This is a genomic window from Nonomuraea antimicrobica (genome assembly GCF_039536965.1).
In the GTDB taxonomy this organism is placed as follows: Bacteria; Actinomycetota; Actinomycetes; order Streptosporangiales; family Streptosporangiaceae; genus Nonomuraea; species Nonomuraea antimicrobica.
In genome coordinates, this window is sequence record NZ_BAAAZP010000015.1 from 36,096 (window position 1) to 50,538 (window position 14,443).

General features: G+C 70.8%; 14 protein-coding genes. 4 read left to right on the forward strand and 10 right to left on the reverse strand.

The window, feature by feature from the left end; all coding sequences use genetic code 11:
• Positions 1-35 precede the first annotated feature (35 nt).
• Positions 36-1,103 (forward strand): DUF3866 family protein, encoded by a 1,068-nt coding sequence (locus ABD844_RS05345; RefSeq protein WP_344873539.1) that lies wholly within the window; start codon positions 36-38, stop codon positions 1,101-1,103.
• On the opposite strand, the gene ABD844_RS05350 is transcribed toward ABD844_RS05345, so the two are convergent.
• The 8 genes from ABD844_RS05350 to prcB all read right to left on the reverse strand — a co-directional run bounded on the left by ABD844_RS05350 (position 1,049) and on the right by prcB (position 9,060).
• Positions 1,049-1,570, reverse strand: a complete 522-nt coding sequence (locus tag ABD844_RS05350; RefSeq protein WP_344873541.1) for a DUF3291 domain-containing protein — start codon at positions 1,568-1,570, stop codon at positions 1,049-1,051. The genes ABD844_RS05345 and ABD844_RS05350 overlap by 55 nt on opposite strands.
• A complete protein-coding gene (locus ABD844_RS05355; protein WP_344873543.1) occupies positions 1,563-2,234 on the reverse strand; it encodes a helix-turn-helix transcriptional regulator in 672 nt (223 codons plus the stop codon). The genes ABD844_RS05350 and ABD844_RS05355 overlap by 8 nt, the downstream gene beginning before the upstream one ends.
• A gap of 42 nt (positions 2,235-2,276) precedes the next feature.
• Positions 2,277-3,209, reverse strand: a complete 933-nt coding sequence (locus ABD844_RS05360; RefSeq protein WP_344873545.1) for an FKBP-type peptidyl-prolyl cis-trans isomerase — start codon at positions 3,207-3,209, stop codon at positions 2,277-2,279.
• 148 nt (positions 3,210-3,357) lie between these two features.
• Complete coding sequence (locus ABD844_RS05365) at positions 3,358-4,296, reverse strand: FKBP-type peptidyl-prolyl cis-trans isomerase (protein WP_344873547.1); 939 nt, start codon at positions 4,294-4,296, stop codon at positions 3,358-3,360.
• Between the two features lie 237 nt (positions 4,297-4,533).
• Complete coding sequence (gene pafA / locus ABD844_RS05370; protein ID WP_344873549.1) at positions 4,534-5,892, reverse strand: Pup--protein ligase; 1,359 nt, start codon at positions 5,890-5,892, stop codon at positions 4,534-4,536.
• Between the two features lie 272 nt (positions 5,893-6,164).
• Positions 6,165-6,779, reverse strand: coding sequence for a hypothetical protein (locus ABD844_RS05375; protein ID WP_344873551.1), 615 nt, complete (start codon positions 6,777-6,779; stop codon positions 6,165-6,167).
• Positions 6,780-7,305: 526 nt separating this feature from the next.
• Positions 7,306-8,190, reverse strand: a complete 885-nt coding sequence (gene prcA / locus ABD844_RS05380; protein ID WP_344873594.1) for a proteasome subunit alpha — start codon at positions 8,188-8,190, stop codon at positions 7,306-7,308.
• A gap of 21 nt (positions 8,191-8,211) precedes the next feature.
• Positions 8,212-9,060 (reverse strand): proteasome subunit beta, encoded by an 849-nt coding sequence (prcB, locus tag ABD844_RS05385; protein ID WP_344873553.1) that lies wholly within the window; start codon positions 9,058-9,060, stop codon positions 8,212-8,214.
• A gap of 212 nt (positions 9,061-9,272) precedes the next feature.
• On the opposite strand from prcB, the gene ABD844_RS05390 reads away from it, so the two are divergent.
• Positions 9,273-10,655 carry an extracellular solute-binding protein gene (locus ABD844_RS05390; RefSeq protein WP_344873555.1) on the forward strand — a complete coding sequence of 461 codons (1,383 nt, stop codon included), beginning with the start codon at positions 9,273-9,275 and terminating at the stop codon, positions 10,653-10,655.
• Between the two features lie 65 nt (positions 10,656-10,720).
• A complete protein-coding gene (locus ABD844_RS05395) occupies positions 10,721-11,770 on the forward strand; it encodes a DNA polymerase IV (RefSeq protein WP_344873557.1) in 1,050 nt (349 codons plus the stop codon).
• 353 nt (positions 11,771-12,123) lie between these two features.
• Here ABD844_RS05395 and ABD844_RS05400 read toward each other — a convergent pair whose 3' ends face one another.
• The gene (locus tag ABD844_RS05400) at positions 12,124-12,333 is read right to left on the reverse strand and encodes a ubiquitin-like protein Pup (RefSeq protein WP_043627919.1); all 210 of its coding nucleotides are present in this window, start codon (positions 12,331-12,333) and stop codon (positions 12,124-12,126) included.
• 146 nt (positions 12,334-12,479) lie between these two features.
• Between ABD844_RS05400 and ABD844_RS05405 the strand changes: the two genes are divergently transcribed.
• A complete protein-coding gene (locus ABD844_RS05405) occupies positions 12,480-12,884 on the forward strand; it encodes a hypothetical protein (RefSeq protein WP_344873561.1) in 405 nt (134 codons plus the stop codon).
• Positions 12,885-12,911: 27 nt separating this feature from the next.
• On the opposite strand, the gene dop is transcribed toward ABD844_RS05405, so the two are convergent.
• Positions 12,912-14,426 (reverse strand): depupylase/deamidase Dop, encoded by a 1,515-nt coding sequence (gene dop, locus ABD844_RS05410; protein ID WP_344873563.1) that lies wholly within the window; start codon positions 14,424-14,426, stop codon positions 12,912-12,914.
• Between the last annotated feature and the right edge of the window lie 17 nt (positions 14,427-14,443).

Sequence of the window (14,443 nt, forward strand, 5' to 3'; positions counted from 1 at the left end):
CCTCACTCCTCCTTCATCGACGCTACCCTGCCCCCGTGATCAGATGGCGCAAGGGCGAGGTCGTACGGATCCGACGCGAGTGGCCGGGAGCGGTGGAGCTGGACGTCGCCGTCCCCGAGGGCGAGTGCCGGGCGCTGGCGTATCCGCCACTGGTGGGACGCCCGGAACCCGGCGACGAGGTGCTGCTCAACACGACCGCGCTCGCGATGGGTCTCGGTACGGGAGGTTACGCCATGGTGGTGGCCGTCCCGAACCGTTTGCCGCAAGACCCCTCAGGACCGGGGCACCTGGTGAAGGCGAGGTACACGCCGCTGCAGGCCACGGTGCACGGAGCCGACGAGCAGGATTCCCCCTACCACGACAGATTGCGCGAGGCCGACTCCCTCGACGGCATGCCGGTGGTGGTGGCCGACCTGCACTCGGCGCTGGCCCCGATCCTGTGCGGCCTGTACGCGTCCAGGCCGGGCGCGCGGGTGGCGTACGTGATGCAGGACGGCGGGGCGCTGCCCGTCTGGTTCTCGATGGCGGCGGCCAGGCTGCGCGAGACCGGCTGGCTGGCGGGCGTGGTGACGGTGGGGCAGGCGTTCGGCGGCGATCTGGAGGCGGTGACCGTCCACACCGGGCTGCTGGCGGCCCGGCACGTGCTGGAGGCCGACGTGGCGATCGTCACGCAGGGGCCGGGCAATCTGGGCACCGGCACGCGGTGGGGGTTCTCGGGTGTGTCAGCGGGCGAGGCGGTGAACGCGGCCGGTGTGCTGCTGGGACGGCCGGTGGCGGCGCTGCGGGTCAGCGAGGGCGACCGGCGCGAGCGCCACTACGGCGTCTCGCACCACTCGCTGACCGCCTACGGCCGGGTCGCGCTGTCGTCGGCGGAGGTGCCGGTGCCGGTGCTGCCCGGCGAGTTCGGGGAGCGGGTCAGGGACCAGGCCGAGCTGCTGGCCGTACGGCACCGGCTCGTCCCGGTCCCGGTGGAGGGCCTGTACGAGGCGCTGCGGGAGTCGCCGGTCAGGCTCTCCACGATGGGCCGGGGCCTGGAGGAGGACCTGGCCTACTTCCTGGCCTCGGCGGCGGCCGGCCGGCTGGCTGCCTCGCTGCTCTCGTAGCCGTCACTGGAGTCGTAGCGGTCCTTGAACGTGAACGCCTCGGGGCTCGGCCCCTCGCTCCTGAGGCGCTCCAGCCGCCGCATGCCCTCCGCCAGGGAGGGGGTGTGACCTTCCTGGATCCACCACATCACCGAGTACGGCTCGGCCACGCGCAGGAACCACTCCCTGCGCCGGCGCAACACGCCCAGGTGGACGCTGCGGTAGGCGTAGTCCCACAGCGTCTCCAGTGACTCCCACACCGAGAAGTTGATCAGCAGAAGGTCGCCGTAGTCGTGCTGGACGGTCGCGGTGGGGTCACTCTCGCTCTCCTTGAGCCGCCAGACGAATCCTGGGGCCTGGTCGGCGACGGCGTTGACGGGTTCGAGCAGGTCGACGAACTCGGCGAGCTGAGGGCTGTCGATGGGCGCGCGCAGGTGGGCGACGTTGAGCTGGGCGAGATGCATGCGGCTCAGCACACCATCACCCATCTTCTATGTCAATATCCGTTTGTTTTAGAGTGGGCTCCGTGAGGGACACACAGCACTGCCCCGGCCGCGGATCCAGCCTCGCCCTGTCCGGATCGTCGCCGAGCCCTTCGAGCAGCCCCTGGCACAGGGCCAGGTTCATGGAGCACACCAGCAGCGGCTGCTCCCCGGCCAGCACGTGGAAGGGGCAGTTGCGCAGCCGCAGCGCACCGCCCTCGGCGTACGGCTCGTACCCGCGCTCGCGCAGCACCCGCTCCACCGGCTCGCCCCGGTGCCGCCGGGCGATCCTGGCGCCCGCGTCGCGCGCCGCCCGCTCGGCCCGCTCCTCGGCGCCGAGCCCGTCCACGACCTCGGCCAGGACCGAGGCGAGGGTGACGTAGTCGCGCGGCGGCAGGCTCACCGACCGCTCGCGCCCGGCCCTGCGGTAGACCTTCGCGGGCCGGCCGCTGCCCGGCCCCTTCCGCTCCTGCCGCCGGAAACCGCTCTCCAGCAGCCCGGCCTCGACGAGCTTGTCGAGGTGGTGACCGGCCAGCGTCCTGGACACGCCCGCGGCCTCGGCGGCCTCGCTGCGGCCCACGTCGCCGCCCCGGGAGGCGACGGCGTCGTACAGGCTGCGGCGGACGGGGTCGTGCAACAGGGCCAGCGCCTCCAGGTCGTCGCTACTCACAGCGGGAGTCTATGGCGGCGTCGCGCGGAGGGCGGCCGGCGGTCAGTACGCGGCGATGAGGTCCACGACGAAGACGAGCGTGTCGGAGCCCTTGATCCCGTACGCCGCGTGGCCGGCCGGGCCGTACCCGTAGGCGGGCGGGACGATCATCGCGACCCGGCTGCCCACCGGCACGCCGACCAGCGCCTTGTCCCAGCCCTTGATCACGCTGCCGTCGCCGAGCCTGAACGCCTTGGGCCCGCCGGTGCTCCAGGTGGCCTCGAAGACGCGGCGGCGGCTCCAGACGGCGCCCTCGTACTGGGTGACCACGAGCTGACCCGCCCGCGCCCTGTGCCCGTCGCCCCTGGACAGCACCTTGGCGGTGAACTGGGCGGGCGGCGCGGCCTCGGGTACGGACAGCGCGGGCTCGGCGCCGCCCTCGATCCGCACCCCGGCCAGCGTGTCTGCGCCCGCCTCGACCGAGACGCCCTTGTGGTGGGTGCCGAGGATGTCGACGACGTAGAACAGCTCGTCCTCCGCGCCGACGCCCTTCGGCGGGTGGGCCCCGAACCCGTCGGCGGGCGGGATCGCGGCGATGACCCTGCTGCCCACCCTGCGGCCCGTGAGCGCCCGTTCCAGGCCCGGCAGCAGCTCCCCCACCGGGAACGCGGCCGGGGCGCCCCGGTTGAAGCTGGAATCGACCAGGCGGTTGTCACGGCCGTCCCAGACGTGGGCGGTGTACTGGACGATGGCCACGTCGCCGGCGCCGAGCCGCTCGCCCTGGCCCGCGGCCAGCTCGTCCACCTGGAGGCCGCCGACGGGCCTGCCGTCGGGGAAGACGATCGTCGGACGGGCCCCGAACGCGCCGCCCACCGTCAGGTCCAGCTCCCCCGCGGCCGGCCCGCCCGTGCAGCCGGTCACCAGCGGGGACGCCAGCAGCAGGGCCAGCAGTGCGGCCAGTAGTGAGGGCCGCGGCAGCGGGGCACGGCGGCGCATCGGTCCTCCCAGTCCTCCCAGCCCCTCCCAGCCCTTCCCGGCATGGAGCGGCCCGGCGGCACCAAGCCGCCGGGCCTCGCGATGCTACCGCGTGGTAGGACCGCCCGTCAGCACGCCGCGGAAACCCCTTGGGGTCCCGGCCTGCGGCTCAGTAGGCGCCCAGCACGTCCACCACGAACACGAGCGTGCTGTTGGCGGGGATGCCCTGCTGCTCCTGGCTGCCGTAGCCCAGGTCCGGCGGGATGCTCAGCACGACGCGGCTGCCGATCGGCACCCCGGCCAGGCCCTTCTGCCAGCCCTGGATCACCTGGGCGAGCGGGAACTCGGCCGGCTGCCCCCGCTCCCAGCTCGAGTCGAACTGCTTGTCGGTGCCCCAGATCTTGCCCGTGTAGTGGACGATGAGCGTCTGGTCGGCCTCCGTCTTCTTGCCGGTGCCCTGGATGACGGTCTTGACGACGAGGTCCTTCGGCGCCTTCTCGTCGGTCTTGGTGGTCAGCGTGGGCGCCTTCTCACCGCCCGGGTTGTCGACCTTGACGCCCTCGATGGACTCGTCCGTCGCCTTACCCGTGGCGACCTTCAGCGGCGGCGGCTGGGTGCCGACCACGTCGAACACGAACACCTTGGTCGGCTCGGCCGGCGTGGTGGCCTGCTGCTCCGCCGGGACGGTGTCGTTCGCCAGCACGGCCAGCAGCCGGCCGCCATGCTTGATCTTGGTGAAGCCCTCCTGGAGCACCTGCGGGAGCTGCTCGTTCACCGCGATCGTCTCCGGCGCCTTGGTGTCGTAGGAGGAGCCCTGGACCGCGTTGCCCTGGCCGTCCCAGTTGTAGACGGTCAAGTTGACAATGACCCGATCGCCGGTTTTGACGCCGGTGCCGCCGCCGGGCTGGATCACCTCGTACGACGACGTGGTGGCGGGCTTGCCGGAGGGGAAGGTCACCGTGGGCTTGGCCCCCACGTTCCCGGCGACCTTGACCCCGGACGACCCGCCGGAGGGGGCGGCGGCGGTCGTGGCACCGTTTTCGGAGCCGCACGCGGCGGCGAACAAGATCAATGGCACGGCGGCCAGAACGGCCAGAGCGCGGCGCATGAGTTTCCCTCGGAAAGACGTCAGGTTCGCGTCACCTTACCCGACTTCCCGGTAGGGCCGAGGTAAACGGCCTGCCAGTTCCCGGTATGCCCACATGCGGCGGCACCCGGGTGGCGACACCCGCGAGGCCCGTATTGTCGCCACCCGCCGGAAGGCCGCTCCCCGTCGCGCGGGCCGGTCGGCCGTGTCCCGCCCCTGGCGCCCGGCCGGGACGGGACGGGCCGTCCGCGCGTGGGCTCACATTCCGGCGATCAGCTTGTCCACCCGCTCGTCCACGCTCCTGAACGGGTCTTTGCACAGCACCGTGCGCTGCGCCTGGTCGTTGAGCTTCAGGTGCACCCAGTCGACGGTGAAGTCGCGCCGCTTCTCCTGCGCCTTGCGGATGAACTCGCCGCGCAGCCGCGCCCTGGTCGTCTGCGGCGGCACCGACTTGGCCTCGAAGATCTTCAGATCGGACGCCACCCGCTCCACCGAGCCGCGCTTCTGCAGCAGGTAGAACAGGCCGCGCTTGCGGTGCACGTCGTGGTAGGCCAGGTCGAGCTGGGCCACTCGCGGCGAGGAGAGCGGCAGGTCGTACTTGCGCCGGTAGCGCTCGATGAGCTGGTATTTCGTCACCCAGTCGATCTCGCGCGCGACGAGGTCGAGGTTGCCGGTGTCGACCGCGTGCAGCGTGCGCTCCCACAGCTCCAGCACCCGGTGGGCGATCGCGTCGCCGCCCCGGCGGTCGACGAAGTCCTTCGCCTTGGACAGGTATTCCTGCTGGATCTCCAGGCTGGAGGCCTCACGCCCGTTGGCCAGGCGCACCCTGCGCCGCCCGGTCATGTCGTGGGAGACCTCGCGGATGGCCCTGATCGGGTTTTCCAGCGACAGGTCGCGCATCACGGTGCCCGACTCGATCATGCGCAGCACCAGGTCGGTGGCGCCGACCTTGAGCAGCATGGTGGTCTCGCTCATGTTGGAGTCGCCCACGATGACGTGCAGCCGGCGGAAGCGCTCGGCGTCGGAGTGGGGCTCGTCACGGGTGTTGATGATCGGCCGGGAACGGGTGGTGGCGCTGGAGACGCCCTCCCAGATGTGCTCGGCCCGCTGCGAGACGCAGTAGACGGCGCCGCGCGGTGTCTGCAGCACCTTCCCGGCCCCGCACACGATCTGCCGGGTCACCAGGAACGGGATCAGCACGTCGGCCAGCCGCCCGAACTCCCCGTGCCGGCCGACGAGGTAGTTTTCGTGGCAGCCGTAGGAGTTGCCGGCCGAGTCGGTGTTGTTCTTGAACAGATAGATGTCACCGGCGATGCCCTCTTCGCGCAGCCGCTTCTCGGCGTCCACGAGCAGGCCCTCGAGGATGCGCTCCCCGGCCTTGTCGTGGGTGACGAGCTCGATGACGTTGTCACACTCGGGAGTTGCGTATTCAGGATGGCTGCCCACGTCGAGATAGAGACGCGCGCCGTTGCGGAGGAAGACGTTGCTCGATCGGCCCCAGGACACGACCCGCCGGAACAAGTAGCGCGCGACCTCGTCGGGGGACAGCCTGCGCTGGCCCCTGAACGTGCAGGTCACGCCGTACTCGTTCTCCAGCCCGAAGATGCGACGATCCATCACCTCACACTATGCTCTCGGATCGGCGAGCGGGAGAGATCTTTCCCAGGTGTTTCCCATCGGGCCCCGCACGGCCCTGGTATGACCCCGTTCGTCCCCCACGTTTCTCCCCCGCCGCCGCATCCTTTCGCGCCCCCGCCCTCACGTGCGCATCCGCCCCCGCCCCCGCGTACGCGTTCGCGCCCGGTCCGCCGCCCGCTCTCGCGTGCGCCCCTCCACTCACGCTCGTCGCCCGCGCCCGCCCCCACGGGGCGCGGATCCCGCGGCGCGTGTCAGGGGGTGTAGATCTCCTGGACCTGGACGATCTGCCCGTTGTGGACGGTGATGAGCGCGGGCTGCCGACTGCGGTCGTGCCGCTCGATCAGCGTGGCCCTGGAGCAGCGCTTGGCGCCGAGGCCGGTGTCGCGGTCGACGGTGAGGCCGGTCATCGAGGCCGCGCACCCGTACGCGGACAGGAAGATCACGTCCTTGGCGACGGGCGAGGAGTAGGCCGTGACGTCGCCCTCGGGCGGGCCCTCGAAGTGGCCCTCGGTCTTGGTGCCCTTCCGCCACCGGATCGGCTCGTACTCGGCGACGCCGCCGTTCACGTAGGTGATCCAGCCGCGCAGGATGCCGTTGCGGCGAGAGCTGATGTGCTTGGTGAAGTCGTGCCCCGGATCGGCCTGGAAGGTGGTCCCGAACACCTTCGGCGCCTTGTACTTCGGGAACGCCGTCGACGTGCCGGACACCGCGGACAGCCGGGACACGGCAGACACGGCAGACGTGGCTGACGTGCCGGACGCAGTGGACGCGGCTGACGTGGTGGCGGCCTGTGCGGTCGCACCGGAGCTGAGCATCACGGCCGCCGCGGCACCCGCCGCGAGCAGGCCAGGCAAGTAGGTCTTCACGGATGTTGAGATCCTCGGCCACCCGAACGGGTTCAGGTGCCGGAGAGTGATTCAGCTCACACCGTCAGCCACCCTAACCTCACCTCCAGCACCCCACCTCCCCCCTCCACCAGCACCCCCACACGCCCAACCTCCCGCCGACCCCCCGGTTCACCAGCACCCCACGCACCCAAACCCCCGCCCACACCCGGTTCACCAGACCCCCACACGCCCAAATCCCACCCACACCCCAATCACCAGCCCGCCCGCACCTCCGCACCGCCAACACGCTGCCCGCGCCCCTGCCCCGCCGCCCCGGCCCTCCCCGCGAACAGCCAGCACGCGCCTTACCAAGCGGCCCGGCCCTCCCCGCGAACAGCCAGCACGCCCTTTACCGACCGGCCCGGCCCTCCCGTGGGCGGCTAACACCCCCAGCCTTGGGCGGCCGACGGACCGTCACCGTGGGGGTGCGGGCCCGTGTCGTCGTGCCCGGACGCGGGCGCCGGAGGCCACCGCATGGCGGCCTCCGGCGCGAGCGTTACGTGTTCTAGAGCGGCGACGATCCATCGTCGAGCGGGCCCTCAGGAGCCGTGGGCGGCGGGCCGGAGGGGGACTCCCCTGTGGAGCCGCCCGAGGACTCACCCTTGGAGTCGTTCTTGGAGTCGCCCTTGGAGCCGCTGGTCGAGCCGCCGCCGGAGCCCTCGGCGGACTCCCCGGACGGCGGTGAGCTGGGGGCGGGCGGCGGGGTGGAGGTCTGGGCGAGCAGCCGCTCCAGCCGGGCCCCGGTCAGCCGCAGGAACTTGCGGTGCTCGCGGTTGCGGTCGAGCACCGCCACCTCGAGCTGCCCCACCGGCGGACGCTCCCCGCCCGGCTCGGTCAGCGCCGTCAGCGCCACCTCCAGCGCGTCGGCCAGCGACATCGACTCGCGGTAGCGCTCCTTCAGCCGGGTCGCCACCGCCTCGGCCTGGCCGCCCATGGCCGCGAAACCGTGCTCGTCGAACACCGACCCGTCGAACGTGAGGCGGTAGATGGCGTCGCCGTCCTTGGTCTCGCCGACCTCGGCGACGACGACCTCCACCTCCAGCGACTTGATCGACTCGGTGAAGATGCGGCCCAGGTTGGAGGCGTAGAGGTTGGCCAGGCCGCGCCCGGTCACGTCGGAGCGGTCGTAGGTGTAGCCGTTGATGTCGGCGTAGCGGATGCCGCCGAGCCGCAGCTCCTCGAACTCGTTGTAGCGGCCCACCGCGGCGAACCCGATGCGGTCGTAGATCTCGCTGATCTTGTGCAGCGCCCGCGACGGGTTGGGCGCGACGAACAGGATGCCGTCGACATATTGGAGCACGACCACGGAACGGCCCCGCGCGATGCCCTTGCGCGCGTAGTCGGCCTTGTCCCGCATGATCTGCTCAGGGGACGCATATCCGAAAGGCATGGACACGTGTGGTGGTCCTTTCTAGCGCAGCGGGGCGATGGGGCCGTCGGGCGAGATCACGCGGGCGTCGAGCATCTGCTGCACGTGGCCGGCGACGTCGTCGTCGGACAGGCGGCGGAAGCCGTCGGCGTCGATCACGGACACGATGGGCCAGATCTTCCTGTTGACGTCGGGCCCGCCGGTCGCCGAGTCGTCGTCGGCGGCGTCGTAGAGCGCCTGGATCAGCGTCATCACGATGTCGTCGACCGACGCGCCGTCGCGGTAGAGCTTCTTCAGCGACCCGCGCGCGAAGATCGAGCCCGACCCGATCGCGTCGAATCTCTCCCGCTCGTACGGCCCCCCGGCCACGTCGTAGCTGAAGATGCGCCCCTCGTCCCTGACCGGGTCGTAGGCGGCGAACAGCGGGACCACCACGAGCCCCTGCATCGCCATGGCGAGGTTGCCCCTGATCATGGTGGCCAGCCGGTTGGCCTTGCCCTGGACCGACATCGTGCGGCCCTCGAGCTTTTCGTAGTGCTCCAGCTCGACACGGTAGAGGCGGGCGAACTCGATGCCGGTGCTGGCCGTGCCCGCGATGCCCATGCACGAGTAGTCGTCGGCCCGGAACACCTTCTCCACGTCACGCTGGGAGATGATGTTGCCGGACGTGGCCCGCCGGTCGCCCGCCATGATCACCCCACCGGCGAAGGTGGCGGCCACGATCGTGGTCGCGTGCGGAACCTGGTCGCCGATCGGGGTGGCCAGCACCTCTCCCCGCCGGGGCAGCAACTCAGGCGCATACGAGCTGACGAACTCCGTGAACGAGGAACTTCCGTTGTTCTGGAAAAGCTGGTTCACCAAGCCGACGGGCAGATCCCTGTGCGATGCCACGCGACTCCCTCCAAACGTTCAGTGTTCCTAGGGCGACCCTACTCATGTTGGGTTGCTGTCTGCACTTCCCACGATCAGCTCACGGCGAACCACCCAAATGTGCCGTCCGAAAGGCCCTGTTGGCGCGGAAGGTCGTGTTCGGATCGTTCTTTACGGCCGCCGCGGCCCGTGCGATTGTCGGTATGTCTGCACGTCCTGAACGGGAGGCCGACATGCCACTCCCCAGCCGACCTGCGCTGATCGGGGCCATCGCGGTACTCGCCCTCACCTCCTGCGGCACCGGCACGGGTTCGGGCACGGGTTCGGGCACGGGCACCGGCGTCACCCTCACCATCGCCGCCAACTCCATCGAGGGCGGGAAGAACTCGGAGACCGCCCAATGGATCAAGCAGTGGGTGATCCCCGAGTTCGAGCGGACCCATCCCGACGTCAAGGTGCTGTTCCAGCCCAGCGGGGTCGACGACGAGCAGTACAAGACCAAGCTCGCGCTCGACCTCAAGGCGAAGGCCGGCGCCGACGTCATCGACCTCGACGGCATCTGGGTCGGCGAGTTCGCGCAGGCCGGGTACATCAAGCCGCTGGCCGAGGTCGGCGGCGCCACCGTCGAGCAGTGGGAGGGCTGGGCCCAGATCCCGCAGGCCGTGCAGGGCCTCGGCATCTTCGACGGCAAGAAGTACGGCCTGCCCCAGGGCACCGACGGCCGCGTCCTGTTCTACAACAGGACCCTGTTCAAGAAGGCCGGGCTGCCCGAGACCTGGCAGCCCAGGAGCTGGCAGGAGATCGTCGACGCCGGCACCAGGCTCAAGGCCGCCGGCGTGCCCGTCCCCATCCAGATCAACGCCGGCACCGCCATGGGCGAGGCCACCACCATGCAGGGCGTGCTCCCCCTGCTGGCCGGCGCCGGAGCCGAGATCTACGCCGGCGGCAAGTGGGCCGGGGCCTCCCAGGCCATGAAGGACGTGCTCGGCTTCTACCGGCAGATCTACGGCGGCAGCGGCCTCGGCGACCCCAGGCTCCAGCAGGAGGCCAAGGGCCGCGACAAGTCCTTCACCCAGTTCGCCGAGGGCAGGATAGGCATCCTCGCCGAGAGCGACTACTTCTGGCGCTCCGTCATCGAGCCACAGGCCGGCGTCGCGCCCATGAAGGACCGCGACCAGGCCGTCGGCTACGCCAAGATCCCCGCCAGGCAGCCCGGCGCCGGGATCCGCGGCCAGGACTTCGTCAGCATGTCGGGCGGGGCCGTAAGAGTGCTCAACCCGTTCTCGAAGAACCCCCGGGCGGCCTGGAACCTGCTGGCCTTCATGCACTCCGCCGCCGCCACCAAGTCGCAGCTCGCCGGGCAGGTGCGGATCAGCTCACGCGCCGACGTCAACGACGAGGTGCTCCCCGCCGATCCGATGCTCAAGTACATCGCCGACGAGATCCTCCCCCTGACCGCCTACCGGCCGGGGCTGGCCGTCTACCCGCAGGTGTCCGCGGCCCTGCAGGAGGCCACCGCCGCCGTCGTCAGCGGTACGGGCGCCGACGAGGCGGCCATCGCCTACCAGGGCGAGCTGGAGGAACTGGTCGGCGGCGCGGCCAACATCGGCGGCTGACGCCACGCGGCCAGGTGCGGCTCCGCGGCCCTCGGCACCACCTCCCAGCAGGACATACTGGGACCATGGGCACCACGTCCGCCAGGCGCTGGATCCTGCACCTCGACCTCGACCAGTTCATCGCGGCCGTCGAGCTCCTGCGGCATCCCGAGCTGCGCGGCAGGCCCGTCGTCGTCGGCGGCTCAGGCGACCCCACCCAGCCCCGTACGGTCGCCGCCACCGCCACCTACGAGGCCCGCGAGCACGGCGTGCACTCCGGCATGCCGCTGCGCACCGCCCTGCGGCGCTGCCCGGAGGCCGTCTTCCTGCCCAGCGACCCGCCCGCCTACGAGGCCGCCTCAGCGCGTGTCATGGCCGTCCTGCGCGACTTCCCCGTGCTCGTCGAGGTCTGGGGCTGGGACGAGGCCTTCCTCGGCGCCACCACCGACGACCCCGAGGCCCTCGCCGCGGCCCTCCAGCACGCCGTACGCGCCCGCACCCGCCTCGACTGCTCCATCGGCATCGGCGACAACAAGCACCAGGCCAAACTCGCCTCAGGGTTCGCCAAGCCCGCCGGGATCCACCGCCTCACCGGCGACAACTGGGCCGAGACGATGAACCACCGGCCCACCGACGCCCTCTGGGGCATCGGCGCCAGGACCGCCAAGAAGCTCGCCGCCCTCGGCCTGCGCACCGTAGCCCAGCTCGCCGCCGCCGACCCCGCCGAGCTGGCCCGTCACTTCGGCCGCACCAACGGCCCCTGGTACCGCTATCTCGCCCTCGGCAAGGGCGAGGCCGAGGTCGTCACCACCCCCTGGATCGCCCGCGGGCACAGCCGGGAGACGACCTTCACCTACGATCTCACCGACCCGGCCGAAGTGCCCCGCCACATCACCGACCTCGCCGAACGGGTCACCCGCGACGCCGCCGACGCCGGTCGCGAGATCATCCGGGTCTCGGTCAAGATCCGCACCACTCCGTTCCTGACGCGTACCCGCCAGGCCAAGCTCCCCGCGCCCACCACCGACCCCGCCACCGTCACCCGCGCCGCCCTCGACCTCCTGGGCCGCCACGACCTCACTCGCCCGATCCGCCTGCTCGGCGTGGCCGTCGAGTACACCATGCCCGACCCCTGACCACGCTCACCCCCGCCATAACACCCCCACAGAACCCCGCCTGAGCCTCGCCCCGCGAGCGGGCGCGACAGAGAATGCCCCGGACCTGCCCGCCCTGGAGACCGTGGCCGGCGAACACGCCCGGGACGACCCGTCAGATGGCGCGGAGCCCGCCCTGGCGGGGCGAGCGTGCGCTCGAAGCCGTCGTCTTCGCTGCTGTCCGTAACGCTGTCTTTGCCGCTGTCTTCGATGCTGTCTTCGATGCTGCCGTCGACGTCGTTGACGCCGTGGCGGTGCTGGAGCGGACGGTCCGCTCCCGGGTTTCCCGACCTCGTTCGCGCGTCACGAAGGCGTGACACGACTCGCGAGAGCGCTTACTGCCCGCCCTTCTGCACGTACGACCGGACGAACTCCTCGGCGTTCTCTTCGAGGACCTCGTCGATCTCGTCCAGAATCGCGTCGACGTCGTCGGTGAGCTTCTCCTGCCGTTCCTGGACGTCGGGCGCCGCCGAGGCCTCGGTCTCCTCGACTTCGGACTCGCGCCGACCTGCCTGCTTCTGACCGCCGGTGTCCTTGGTTGCCATGTCGTACCTCCGCTTGGGGGACTGCCTCTACCGCATATCTTCCCCGAACCGGGCGACATTTCGCGCCGATCGCCCAGTGATCTTGCGTGGTTGACTGGATAGCGCTGCTATCCAATAATGAATCCCCGACCACGTAGGAGGTTGAGATGTCCCCTTTGTCGCTGAGTACGGCAGGTGTGCTCCTCATCACAGTCCCGTTGGTGGCCTTCGGCGGCGTGTCGCTGCTGTCGTTCCTCATGCGGAACGTCCCCGGCTACCTCGACAACCCCGTACGCCGCGGCCTGTGGCGGGCCGGTCACGCCCACGCGGGCGTGCTGGTGCTGTTCGCCCTGGTGGCGATGGTGTACGTGGACCAGGCGGCGCTGCCCGACCCGGTGAAGGCGCTGACCAGGACGCTGATCGTGGCCGCGCCGATCCTGATGCCGCTGGGGTTCTTCCTGTCGGTGGTGCGACCGCGTGACACGAAGCCGAGCAGGCTGATCTGGCTCACCGTGGCGGGTGGCGTGGGCCTCGCGGCGGGCACGCTGACGCTGGGGATCGGCCTCCTGTGAAGCGCCGGTGAGCGGGGGCGGGGTGGGTCAGTCGCCGCCCGTGAGCGCGGCGACGAGGTCGGCGGCGGTGTGGCAGCGGTCGAACAGCTCGCCCACGTGGGCCTTGGTGCCACGCAGGGGTTCGAGGGTCGGGACGCGCTGGAGCGACTCTCTGCCCGGGATGTCGAAGATGACGGAGTCCCACGAGGCCGCGGCCACGGACTCGCTGTACTGGCGCAGGCAGCGGCCACGGAAGTAGGCCCGGGTGTCGCTGGGCGGGTGCTCCACGGCCCGCTGGACGTCGTCCTCGGTGACCAGGCGCTGCATGCGCCCGCGGGCGACGAGCCGGTTGTAGAGGCCGCGGTCGGGGCGGATGTCGCTGTACTGGAGGTCGACGAGCTGGAGCCGGGGGTGGGACCAGGCGAGGCTGTCGCGGCTGCGGTAGCCCTCGAGCAGCTCGAGCTTGGCGACCCAGTCGAGCTCGCGGGAGAGCTGCATGGGGTCTTCCGCGAGGCGGGTGAGCACGGACTCCCACCGGTCGAGGACGTCCTTGTTCATCTCCTCCTGGGCGGTGCCGCGCTCCTCGACGTATTTGCGGGCCTGCTCCAGGTATTCCATCTGGAGCTGGATGGCGGTGAGCCGGCGGCCGTCGCGCATGGGGATCTCGTAGCGGCAGCTCGGGTCGTGGGAGACGGCCCGCAGGGCCTGCACGGGGTTTTCGACGGCGAGGTCGCGGGTGAGGAAGCCCTCCTCGATCATGGCGAGGACCAGGGCGGTGGACCCGAGCTTCAGATACGTGGAGATCTCGGACATATTGGCGTCGCCGATGATGACGTGCAGCCGGCGGTACTTCTCGGGGTCGGCGTGCGGCTCGTCGCGGGTGTTGATGATGGGCCGCTTGAGCGTGGTCTCCAGGCCCACCTCGACCTCGAAGAAGTCGGCGCGCTGGCTGATCTGGAAGCCCTCGCCCCTGGAGTCCTGGCCGATGCCGACCTTGCCGGCCCCGACCACGACCTGCCGGGAGACGAAGAACGGGGTGAGGTGCCGAACGATGTCGGCGAACGGGGTCGCGCGCCGCATCAGGTAGTTCTCGTGGCAGCCGTAGGAGGCGCCCTTGGCGTCGGTGTTGTTCTTGTAGAGCTGGATGGGCGCGTTGGAGGGGACGGCGGACGCGCGGGTGGCGGCGTCGTACATGACCCTCTCGCCGGCCTTGTCCCAGATGACGGCCGCCCTGGGGTTGGTGCACTCGGGCGAGCTGTATTCGGGGTGGGCGTGGTCGACGTAGAGCCGGGCGCCGTTGGTGAGGATGACGTTGGCCAGCCCGAGGTCCTCGTCGGTGAGCTGGCTGGAGTCGGCCACCTCCCTGGCCAGGTCGAAGCCGCGCGCGTCGCGGAGCGGGTTTTCCTCCTCGAAGTCCCACCGCGCTCTGCGCGCGCGGGCCGCCGAGGCGGCCAGGTAGGCGTTCACGACCTGTGAGGAGGTCACCATCGCGTTGGCGCCTGGCTGGCCGGGTACGGAGATGCCGTACTCGGTCTCGATCCCCATCACCCGACGCACCGTCATGCAACACCCTCTGTTCG